The organism is Gudongella sp. QWL-04 (assembly GCF_058683975.1).
Genome location: NZ_CM178754.1, coordinates 858,869 through 870,658, shown reverse-complemented (window position 1 = coordinate 870,658; position 11,790 = coordinate 858,869). Strand labels below are relative to the sequence as shown.

General features: G+C 40.9%; 10 protein-coding genes. All 10 read left to right on the top strand.

Annotation, left to right across the window (positions count from 1 at the left end; translation table 11 throughout):
• Positions 1-61 precede the first annotated feature (61 nt).
• The 10 genes from codY to AC4PHB_RS04340 all read left to right on the top strand — a co-directional run bounded on the left by codY (position 62) and on the right by AC4PHB_RS04340 (position 11,707).
• Positions 62-835 carry a GTP-sensing pleiotropic transcriptional regulator CodY gene (gene codY, locus AC4PHB_RS04385; RefSeq protein WP_492137426.1) on the top strand — a complete coding sequence of 258 codons (774 nt, stop codon included), beginning with the start codon at positions 62-64 and terminating at the stop codon, positions 833-835.
• Positions 836-1,045: 210 nt separating this feature from the next.
• Complete coding sequence (rpsB, locus tag AC4PHB_RS04380; protein ID WP_492137741.1) at positions 1,046-1,753, top strand: 30S ribosomal protein S2; 708 nt, start codon at positions 1,046-1,048, stop codon at positions 1,751-1,753.
• Between the two features lie 67 nt (positions 1,754-1,820).
• Complete coding sequence (tsf, locus tag AC4PHB_RS04375) at positions 1,821-2,468, top strand: translation elongation factor Ts (protein ID WP_492137425.1); 648 nt, start codon at positions 1,821-1,823, stop codon at positions 2,466-2,468.
• Between the two features lie 70 nt (positions 2,469-2,538).
• Positions 2,539-3,252: a UMP kinase gene (gene pyrH / locus AC4PHB_RS04370; RefSeq protein ID WP_492137424.1), complete on the top strand. Its 714-nt coding sequence runs from the start codon at positions 2,539-2,541 to the stop codon at positions 3,250-3,252.
• 2 nt (positions 3,253-3,254) lie between these two features.
• Positions 3,255-3,812 (top strand): ribosome recycling factor, encoded by a 558-nt coding sequence (gene frr, locus AC4PHB_RS04365; protein ID WP_492137423.1) that lies wholly within the window; start codon positions 3,255-3,257, stop codon positions 3,810-3,812.
• A gap of 47 nt (positions 3,813-3,859) precedes the next feature.
• Positions 3,860-4,597, top strand: coding sequence for an undecaprenyl pyrophosphate synthase (gene uppS, locus AC4PHB_RS04360; protein ID WP_492137422.1), 738 nt, complete (start codon positions 3,860-3,862; stop codon positions 4,595-4,597).
• Positions 4,598-5,374 carry a phosphatidate cytidylyltransferase gene (locus AC4PHB_RS04355; protein ID WP_492137421.1) on the top strand — a complete coding sequence of 259 codons (777 nt, stop codon included), beginning with the start codon at positions 4,598-4,600 and terminating at the stop codon, positions 5,372-5,374. It begins immediately after the preceding gene.
• 19 nt (positions 5,375-5,393) lie between these two features.
• On the top strand, positions 5,394-6,398 hold the full coding sequence (rseP, locus tag AC4PHB_RS04350) for an RIP metalloprotease RseP (RefSeq protein WP_492137420.1): 1,005 nt from the start codon (positions 5,394-5,396) through the stop codon (positions 6,396-6,398).
• Positions 6,399-6,409: 11 nt separating this feature from the next.
• Positions 6,410-7,459, top strand: a complete 1,050-nt coding sequence (gene ispG / locus AC4PHB_RS04345) for a flavodoxin-dependent (E)-4-hydroxy-3-methylbut-2-enyl-diphosphate synthase (RefSeq protein WP_492137419.1) — start codon at positions 6,410-6,412, stop codon at positions 7,457-7,459.
• A gap of 21 nt (positions 7,460-7,480) precedes the next feature.
• Complete coding sequence (locus tag AC4PHB_RS04340) at positions 7,481-11,707, top strand: PolC-type DNA polymerase III (protein ID WP_492137418.1); 4,227 nt, start codon at positions 7,481-7,483, stop codon at positions 11,705-11,707.
• Positions 11,708-11,790: the final 83 nt, after the last annotated feature.

Below are 11,790 nucleotides of genomic sequence, written 5' to 3'. Positions count from 1 at the left end.
AAATAAATGGTGAATATTCAGAATTGTTTATGTCATACATTAATAATAATGGAGGGATGTTATGGAGAGTTTATTAAAGAAAACCAGACGCTTGAACAAAACGCTTCAAAGCTATGGCTCACTTCCAGTATCTTTTATTGATCTCAGCAAGATATTATCAGATATTCTGGAGGCTAACGTCTATATTGCAAGCAAGAAGGGAAGAGTACTTGGATATGCATTATCAGCAGGCTTTGACTGCGATATAATCAATTCTGAGGTTGTTAAGGAACGTAGATTCCCAAAGAAATACAATGATGAATTGTTGAAGGTTACAGAAACAAGCGAGAACATCAAGGAAGTAACTGACTGTGTCTTTGACCAGGTTTCAGAATGCAATTATCCTGACAAAATCTCTACAATAGTTCCTATCAATAGCGGAGGCTCAAGACTTGGAACACTGGTTGTAGCTAGGTTTGGCAAGGAATTTGATGTTGAAGACCTTATTCTTTGCGAATATAGCGCAACTGTAGTCGGAATGGAGATCCTAAGGGCAACGACTGAGGAAATTGAGGAAGATGCAAGAAAGAAATCTGTTGTACAGATGGCCATCGGGACTTTATCATACTCAGAGAAAGAGGCTATGGAGCACATATTCAATGAACTCGATGGCATGGAAGGACTTTTGGTTGCTAGCAAGATTGCTGATAGAGTAGGTATAACAAGATCTGTAATAGTAAATGCGTTAAGAAAATTTGAAAGCGCTGGTGTTATTGAATCAAGATCACTTGGCATGAAGGGTACTCACATTAAAATACTTAATGAAAAGCTTATTGATGAGCTTAAGAGAAAATAGAAATAAATGATCTCCGGGTAATTGGTGAATCTTCTTTTACCCGGAGTCTCTGTTTTTGATAAACATAGAATAATTAAGTTGTAATCCTCTGGATGCTGTGCTATAATGTTTGTTGGTGATTACACACACTTGATCGATGTCTAAGGGGTTGCTCTAATGAGTCCACTGACAGATGAGACAGGTGGAGGAAAAAAACATGGAGGTGAAAGTATGTCAGTAGTATCAATGAAAAGTTTATTGGAAGCGGGCGTACATTTCGGGCACCAAACAAGAAGATGGAATCCGAAAATGGCGCAGTATATCTTCACTGAGAGAAACGGGATATACATTATTGACCTGCAAAAGACAGTTAAGAAGGTCGACGAAGCCTACAACGTTATGAAGGAAGTCGTTGAAAACGGCGGAGAGGTACTGTTTGTAGGAACTAAGAAGCAGGCACAAGAGGCTATCGAGAACGAGGCCAGAAGATGTGGTATGCACTACATCAACCAAAGATGGTTAGGTGGAATGCTTACTAACTACAAGACTATCAGAAAGAGAATCGACAGACTTCATGAACTTGAGAAAATGGAAGAGGACGGCACATTTGATGTCCTTCCAAAAAAAGAGGTTATCAAACTAAGACATGAAGCAGAAAGACTTGAGAAATTCCTTGGTGGAATAAAGACTATGGAAAGAATACCTAGCGCTTTGTTTGTTGTAGACCCAAGAAAAGAAAAGATTGCCGTTAAGGAAGCTCATATACTGGGAATACCGGTAATTGGCATAGTGGATACAAACTGCGACCCGGATGAGATCGATTATGTGATCCCTGGCAACGATGATGCAATTCGTGCTGTAAAGCTGTTAACAGAGACTATGGCCAATGCAGTTATCGAAGCTAAGCAAGGCGAGCAGACAGAAAAAACTGAGGCTTAAGAGGGATAAGGTAAGAGTGGTAGCTTAGCTACTTCTCTTACCATTTTAATAATTCAGGAGGGATATTATGAGCATTAGCGCATCCTTAGTTAAGGAACTTAGAGAAAAAACTGGAGCAGGAATGCTGGACTGCAAGAAAGCACTGGAGCAGACTAATGGAGATATAGATAAAGCAGTAGACTACCTAAGAGAGAAAGGTCTTGCATCAGCAGCTAAAAAATCAGGGAGAATAGCTTCTGAAGGATTAGTAGAGGCATATATCCATGGAGGAAGGATCGGGGTAATAATCGAAGTAAACTCTGAGACTGACTTTGTTGCAAAAAATGCTGAATTCAAGGAATTCGTTAAGGATATGGCAATGCAGGTTGCTGCGGCAAACCCACAGGTTGTTTCCAGAGAACAGCTTACTGAGCAGGAAATAGCTCATGAAAGAGAAATCCAGACTAATAAGGTGTTGAATGAAGGTAAGCCGGCTCACGTAGCTGAAAAAATAGTAGAGGGCAGGATGGAGAAATACTTTGAGCAGGCATGTTTGCTAGATCAAGCTTTCATTAAGGATCCAAGCGTCAAGATAAAAGATCTTCTAGCACAAAAAATATCAAAAATCGGCGAAAACCTTGTTATCAGAAGGTTTGTTAGATATGAGGTAGGAGAAGGTCTTCAGAAAAAAGAAGAAAATTTTGCAGAGGAAGTTGCAAAGCAAATCAATGCTTAATAAATAAGGAGAACACTTGTGTTCTCCTTTTATCGAATCCAGGGGAATATAAAATCTGAGGAGTGTAAATATGAAGCCCATTTACAAGAGAGTAGTTCTTAAGCTAAGCGGAGAAGCAATGGCAGGTGATAAAGGTACTGGCATCGATCAGGAAACTGTAAGCAGCATTGCTGAACAAGTCAAAAAACTTCAGTCCTTGGGGGTAGAGGTTGCAATCGTCGTAGGCGGTGGGAATTTCTGGAGGGGCAGGTCTTCAAAAGAGATGGACAGAGCCACTTCTGACTATATGGGTATGCTAGGCACCATGATGAATGCTCTTGCACTACAGGATGCTTTGGATCACATGGGAGTAGTAACAAGAGTCCAGTCCGCAATTGAGATGAGGCAGGTAGCAGAGCCTTACATCAGAAGAAGAGCTATTAGACACTTGGAAAAGGGAAGAGTAGTAATTTTCGGAGCTGGAACAGGAAATCCATATTTTTCAACAGACACGACCGCTGCACTGAGAGCTGCGGAAATAGAGGCTGAGGTAATACTTCTGGCAAAGAAAGGCGTAGATGGAGTCTACGACTCAGATCCAAAGTTTAACTGTGAAGCAAAAAGGTTTGACACTTTAAGATATATTGATATACTAAAGTTAGGGCTTGGAATAATGGATTCAACAGCTACATCGCTATGTATGGACAACAGGATACCATTGATTGTGTTCGGGATAGATCAGCCTGACAACATTGTTAACGTAGTATTAGGCGATAATATAGGAACACATGTAAAGGAGGAATAACTATGATATTGGAAGTGCACAAGGAATCCGAGTCAAAAATGGAAAAAACCATATCAGTCTACAAGGAAGAGCTTCATGCGATCCGTGCAGGCAGAGCCAATCCTGCTTTACTGGACAGAATTCATGTAGACTACTACGGTCAGGTTACACCACTTAAGCAGGTGGGCAGCGTTTCAGCTCCCGAACCCAGAATGCTTTTGATTCAGCCGTGGGACACAAAACTTATACCAGCGATCGAGAAGGAAATTCTCAAGTCGGATCTAGGCTTGAATCCTTCCAACGATGGAAAGGTAATAAGACTTCTCATTCCTCAATTGACCGAGGAGAGAAGGAAGGATCTTGCCAAGGTAGTAAAGAAAAATAGTGAGAATGCAAAAGTAGCCATCAGAAACACAAGAAGAGATGCAATTGAAAAAATAAAGAAGATGGAAAAAAGCAAGGAGATAACCGAGGACGACAGAAAGCTGGCCGAGGAGGAAATGCAAAAAATAACCGACAAGTTCATCGCAGAGATTGACGAGATCACAAAGAAAAAAGAAGAAGAACTTATGGAAATATAAAACTAACCCCTTCTCAAAAGAAGGGGTTTTCCTTGATGGGGGTATCCATGATAACTGAGAAAATAAATAAAACTGATATAGATATATCAAAATTGCCAGAGCATATAGCCATTATTATGGATGGTAATGGAAGATGGGCGAAAAAAAGAGGTCTTCCACGTCACTTCGGGCACCAGGAAGGGATGAATAGAGTCATCGATATAGTTGAAGCAGCTAAAGATATCGGTATCAAATATCTCACTCTATATGCCTTCTCAACCGAAAATTGGAAAAGACCTAAAGCAGAAGTTGATTCTCTGATGAACCTTCTCGTATTGTTCATCAGAAGGGAATTACAGCGCTTAGTCAGCAATGGTGTTAAGCTTAATATTATAGGCGACTGGTCAGTTCTACCTGAGCTCCCTCAAAAAGAAATCAGGAGAGCTCTCGAAACGACTAAAGACAAAAGCGACATGGTGCTTAATATAGCGCTGAATTATGGAGGCAGACAAGAAATCTCACGTGCAGTGAAATTGATTTTAGAAGATCATTTAAGGGGTAATATAAATGTAGGTGAAATAGATGAGGATACCATCAGGCTGTATATTTATACTAGTGGACAGCCTGATCCTGATCTTATAATTCGGCCAAGCGGAGAACTGAGATTGAGCAACTTCCTTACTTACCAATCGGCATATTCCGAATTATGGTTCTCTGATGTACTATGGCCTGATTTTGATAAGATGCAGCTTTTAAGAGCAATTTTAGACTATCAGAAAAGGGATCGCAGATTTGGGGGTATTTAAGTGAAAGATTTGGGAATTAGGGTTGCATCTGGAGCTGTTGGCCTGGTGCTGCTTATGTCAGTGCTTTTTATTGGCGGACCAGCTCTAGGGGTCGGACTACTTATAGTATCCACAATTGCGTTAAAAGAATTTTATAGTGCTCTAAAGAAGCTTGGCAGGAGGCCATTTGATTTAGCTGGGTATATTTCAGCTGTATTGCTCTTAGCTTCCTTTTATTATCATCTGGAAATTGCGGATTTGATAATATCTGCACTAATACTTTTATTGCTGTCAACGACAGTGCTTTCTAGACGACATGATATAATCGATGCTGCTGTAACTTTGACAGGGGTTATTTACATACCATACCTCTTGTATCATATATTACTAATGGATGGAAGGCCAATCATGCTGGTTGTATTTTTAATAGCATTTGGGACAGATACTTTCGCATACATTATTGGAAGTAAATTTGGGAAAAAAAGGCTTTGTCCGGAAATCAGTCCAAAAAAATCAGTTGAAGGGGCTATTGGCGGAATCATAGGCAGCATCCTTGTTACTCTGATATATGGTGCATTTTATGGAATAGGACCATTGTGGAGCCTTGGTATTCTTGCACTGGTCGGATCAGTTCTATCTCAATTAGGGGATTTGTCAGCATCCAGGATAAAGAGAATAACTGGGATCAAGGACTTTGGAAGCATTATGCCTGGTCATGGCGGCATGCTGGACAGGTTTGACAGCGTTATTTTTACTGCTCCTGTAGTATTTTACTATATGCAGTATTTTTTAAGATGAGAAATGAGGTGTATTTATAATGATCACAGCTTTAGCTGCGATATTTGTATTTTTATTGGTTGTACTCCTCCATGAGCTGGGACATTTTACAGTGGCAAAGCTAGTTGGTATAAAAGTCAATGAGTTCGCCATAGGAATGGGACCGAAAGTTTTCCAAAGGCAAAGTGGCGAAACTAATTATACTCTCAGGGCATTTCCTATTGGAGGTTTTGTCAGAATGGAGGGTGAGGAAGAGAATTCAGACGACCCGAGAAGCTTCGGCAAAGCATCGGTCATGTCGAGAATAGCAACTATAGCTGCTGGTGCTACTATGAATTTCGTACTTGCCATCATAGTTCTTTCAATTGTCGCTTTCAACGTTGGAGTCCCGACGACCACTTTATCGGGTACAATAGAGGGCAGCCCCGCGCAGGAGTATGGTATCCTTGCAGGAGATAGAGTAGTGGCAATAAACGAAACGGAGATAAATGAATGGCAGGACATTGTAGATGCCATTAATTACTACGGTATTGGAGGCGAGCTTTCGGTCAAGGTTGAAAGAAACGGCACTCTGGAAACGATTCAGGTTATTCCAGTTGAAGATGAGGGAAGAGTAGTCATCGGTATAACTCCGGAGTATGAGCAAAGCATTGGATCAGCCATTAAGGCTGGATTTCAGGACACTTGGTACTTCATAAAGCTTATGTTCCAATTCCTTGGCATGCTATTCCAGGGAAAGGTATCTACAAATGATTTAGCAGGGCCAATCGGTGTAATAAGCGAAGTAGGTAATGCAGCAAAGATGGGATTTGTGAGTCTTCTATATATACTTGGTTTTATTAGTGTGAACTTGGGCTTTTTCAACCTATTGCCGATACCCGCACTGGATGGCAGCAAAATAGTATTTCTTTTGATTGAGCTTGTCAGAGGTAAACCTATAGATCCTGAGAAGGAGGGCTTTATTCATCTTGTCGGATTTGTATTTCTTATTTCTCTGATGCTGATAGTCACTTATAAGGACCTTATTCGAATAAATCTATTTTAAGGTGGGTAAAGATGGGAAGGCAAAATACCAGAGTTATTAAAGTAGGTAATGTAATGATAGGGGGAAACAATCCTATCAGTGTCCAATCTATGACGAATACCCCAACCTCAGATGCCAATGCGACAATAACACAAATCAAAAGATTGGAACAGGCAGGGTGTGACATAGTAAGAGTTGCAGTATCCTCTAAGGAGGATGCTGAATCAATTAAGAGAGTTAAGGCTTCAACAACGATCCCTTTGATTGCCGATATCCAGTTTGACTATAAATTGGCTTTAATGGCAATATCCTCAGGTATTGATGGACTCAGGATAAACCCTGGGAATATTGGGAGTGAGTCACGGGTAAGAGAAGTTGTCAAAGCCTGCAAGTCTGAAGGCTTGTCAATAAGAATAGGAGTAAATTCAGGATCCATAAGCAAAGCAACATTGGATAAGTTTAACGGAGTCAATGAGGAGTCCATGGTTGAAAGTGCACTAGTTCAGATCAAACTTTTGGAATCAATGGATTTTCATGATATTAAAATTTCACTTAAAGCAAGCTCCGTACCCTTGACCATCAAATCCTATTTAAGGATGTCTGAACTTTGCCATTATCCACTCCATCTAGGTATAACAGAGGCGGGTACTCCCTGGCGAGGTACCATAAAGTCCTCTGTTGGTATAGGTGCTTTATTGGCTATGGGAGTAGGAGACACCGTAAGGGTATCTCTAACAGGCGATCCTGTGGAGGAAGTCAAGGTAGGCAAGGAAATACTCAAATCTCTCGGATTGTTGAATGAAGGCTTGGAACTGATCTCATGTCCAACCTGCAGCAGGACACACATTGATCTTATCAGTATAGCAGAAGAGGCAGAGAGGCGTCTTGAAGGTCACAAAAAGCCAATCAAGGTAGCAATAATGGGATGTGCTGTCAATGGCCCTGGGGAAGCACGGGAAGCTGATATTGGCATAGCTGGGGGCAATGGAGAGGGACTGATATTCAAGAAAGGCAAAATAATAAGGAAAGTACCGGAAAAGGATCTTCTGGAGGAATTGATGAGGGAGATAGAGCGAATATAGATATCCAAAGGAGCGTTACGGATGACAGAAAAGAAGACCAGTTTGCGAGAACTGCTGCCAAACAGCGACTTGGATGAGTCAATAAAATCCAATGTCAAACTTATACATGTTGAGTTGGATCGCGAAAATCTTGCAATGAGGATATTTTTGGAGAACTGTCTTACAATCGGTTCAGATGACAAAGAAATAATTCTCAACAAATTCAGCGAAAAATTCGAAAGCTTCGCTGTTTCTGTAGAATACAAAGAATCGCGATTAGCAACTACAGATGACATATTAATGGAGCTTGTTAAAAATAAAATAAGAAGACATATACCCTCCAGCCTATCTTGGCTGGGGGATATTGCTTTGTTTGTCGAAGATGATTACATTATCCAATTGCCTCATTACCTGGCTTACCAATCTGTAACAAGGAATGGGCTTAAAGCAGAATTATCGGAGTTGATAAAGAGAGAAAGAGATAAGGGACTCCAGATCAGATACGGTGAAATGGAAGCGACAGATGAATATTTGCTGGAGAAGGAGTTGGAAGAAAGAAAGATACTTAAGGAAATAATATCGAAGGCTCCTGAATCTAAGAAAATCGGTGTTTCTAAGAGTTTTTCCATTGGGAAGAAAATCAAGAAAGAAACCATAGATATAATTGATATTAATCTTCAAACCGGAAGTGCTGCGATACAAGGAACAGTATTCCAGTCAGAATTAAGGAAAATCAAGGATAATAGAGCTATTGGTATATTTTATGTTTCTGACGGAACTAATTCAATTCCTGTTAAGCTTTTTTTAAATGAGGATCAACTTGACGCTTTTGAAGCAAATATCAAACCTGATACTGACTTGATCATCGAAGGGGATGTGGTGTATGACAGCTACTCAAAAGAAACTATCCTCATGGCAAAATCAATGGAGATCAAGGAAAAAGAGATTATTAAGGATAAAGCTCAGAAGAAAAGGGTCGAGCTTCATCTTCACACTAACATGAGTTCAATGGATGGGATCACTCCAGTTAAAACTCTGATCAAGAGGGCAATCGAATGGGGTCATTCTGCCATAGCTATAACTGACCACGGGGTTGTACAGGCTTTTCCAGATGCTATGGAAATGGATAAGGATATCAAGATAATTTATGGGGTAGAAGCTTATCTAATAAATGACAGAAATGATATAGTGACTGGTTGGACTAAGGATATACCTCTGGACGACATAGTAGTATTTGACATTGAAACAACTGGACTATCTGCAAGAAATGATAGGATAACTGAGATAGGTGCCGTCAGACTGAAAAAAGGCGAGGTGGTGGATACTTTCAGCCAGCTTATCGACCCAGGAATTGAAATACCTGACAACATAGTCAAGCTGACGGGGATCGACAACAATATGGTAACAGGACAACCTAAGATCGGAGAGATTTTACCAAGCTTCATGGAATTTGTTGGAGATAGCATTCTATCAGCTCATAATGCATCTTTTGACGTCGGATTTATTAGAGAGAACCTGGGCGTTCTTGGATTGGAAGTAAAAAATCCTATTCTAGATACCTTGCAGCTTGCGAGGATTGTTTTTCCCAATTTAAAGAATCATAAGCTAAATACAGTTGCTAAACATCTTAAAGTAGAGTTATTGAACCATCATCGAGCAGTAGATGATGCAAAAGCCACTGCAGATATATTGGCATACATTCTGAAGCTGCTTGAGGAAAAAGATATCAATACCATATCTTCACTGAATGAAATGGCATATAGATCAGATTCTGCAAAGGGTGATATGTATCACGCAGTTATCCTAGCAAAAAATCATAGAGGCCTTAAGGAACTATACAAACTTATTACAGCCTCCCATGTAAACCATTTTCATCGTAAACCAAGAATGCCGAAATCATTGGTTGACAAACATAGGAGAGACCTGTTGATTGGCAGCGCCTGTGAAGCAGGTGAGCTATATCAGGCTATTCTATCAAGAAGGTCTGATAATGAAATCAATGAGATCGCCGATTTCTACGACTATCTTGAAGTACAACCTCTGGGAAACAACTCTCACCTCATAAGAGATGGAGTGGTAAAAGAAGACCAGGAGCTTATCGATATCATTAAAAGGATATACGATATCGGAAGGAAGCGGAACAAGCTTGTAGTAGCTACTGGCGACGTTCATTATTTAGATCCGGAAGATGAGGTTTACCGGAGAATCCTGATGTCGGGACAGAAGTTTCAGGATGCTGATTTCCAGGCACCGCTTTATCTTAAGACGACTCAGCAGATGCTTGAGGAGTTTGAATTTCTTGGAAAAAATATCGCTTATGAGATAGTTGTCGAAAATCCAAACAGGGTAAGTGAGATGATTGAAACGTGCAAGCCAATTCCAGATGGTACCTTTCCTCCGAGGATCGAAGGAGCAGACGAGGAACTAAAAACAATTACCTATACTAAAGCTATGGAAGTCTATGGCAGTCCTCTTCCTAATATTGTAAAAGCAAGACTGGAGCGCGAACTTGAGTCAATAATTAAAAACGGTTATGCAGTCATGTATATCATAGCCCAAAAACTTGTGTGGAAATCGCTTGAAGATGGATATCTCGTTGGATCAAGAGGATCCGTTGGATCTTCCTTCGCAGCGACAATGAGCGGCATAACTGAGGTCAATCCACTACCGCCCCACTATATATGCCCTTGCTGCAAGAATTCTGAGTTTGAGGTTGATAGCTCAGCCGCATCAGGGTTCGATTTACCTGATGCAAAATGTCCCGTATGCGGATGTGGATACATTAAGGATGGACAGGATATCCCCTTCGAGGTATTTATGGGCTTTGAGGGTGACAAGGAGCCTGATATCGACCTAAATTTTGCAGGAGAATACCAATCTAAAGCCCACAAATATACCGAAGAGCTTTTTGGAGAGGGCAAGGTTTTCCGTGCAGGAACTATCGGTACCATTGCAGATAAAACCGCATATGGATTTGTAAAAAAATACTTCGAGGAGAGGGATATTCCAGTCAATCAGGCTGAGGTAAACAGGCTTCTCAAAGGATGTACGGGGATTAAAAGGACATCAGGACAACATCCGGGTGGCGTTATGATAGTACCTGATTACAAGGACATCCATGATTTTACTCCAGTCCAATATCCAGCTGACGACAAGGAGTCGGGAGTTGTAACTACCCATTTTGATTACCATGCCATTAGCGGCAGAATACTTAAACTCGACATACTTGGACACGACGTACCAAGTATTATAAGAATGCTGGAGGATATAACCGGTGTCAATCCTATCAATATACCCTTGGATGATAGAGAGACCATGAGTCTTTTCACCAGTACTGATGCTCTGGGTGCTGGTCCTGATAAAATTAACTGCCCTGTAGGCACACTTGGCATCCCTGAATTTGGAACAAAGTTTGTAAGACAGATGCTTATAGAAACTCAACCTTCAACCTTTGCTGAGCTTGTCAGGATCAGCGGGCTATCACACGGAACGGATGTATGGATCAACAACGCCCAGGATCTTGTCAAAAATGGAGTCGCCCCTTTGTCAAAGGTTATCTCCACAAGAGAGGATATCATGCTATCTCTTATAAGCGCAGGTATGGAGAAAAAGCAAGCCTTTTTCATCATGGAAAAGGTAAGAAAGGGTAAGGGTCTTACATCAGAGGATGAAAGAGCTATGAGGGATTTGGGTATGCCAGACTGGTATATAGACTCTTGTAACAGGATCAAGTACATGTTCCCCAAGGCTCATGCCGCTGCATATGTAACAATGAGCTTCAGAATAGCATATTTTAAGGTTCATTATCCTGAGGCATTCTATGCGACTTACTTCACAACAAAGGCTGCTGATTTCGATGCAGATCTTATTACGAGGGGAGAAGGTGCCGTTAGATCTAGAATAATTGAGCTGGAGCAAAAAGGGAATGCAGCAACAGCGAAGGAAAAGAACCAACTGACAGTTCTTGAGGTTGCAATTGAGATGTTTGCGAGGGGCTTTGCCTTCGAGAAGGTTGATCTTTACAAATCTCACAGCGACAAATTTCTTCTTGGCGAATCAGGCATCATACCACCCCTGAAGGCTCTAGAAGGCGTAGGCGAAAACGCAGCCAGGAAGCTTGTAGAGGAAAGGGAGTTGTCTCCTTTTATTTCAGTCCAGGATCTGGTACAGAGAGGTAAGGCTACCAGACCTGTGATCGATGCACTTCAAAACCACGGATGCCTTGATTCTCTGCCTCAGGATAATCAAATTAGCTTATTTAATATTTGATTTATACTGTCCTCCGTGTTATAATGAATAGGACAAATATAGTGAATTTCGGCAAGAGTGGGTTTTCCCACTCTTCATTTGTG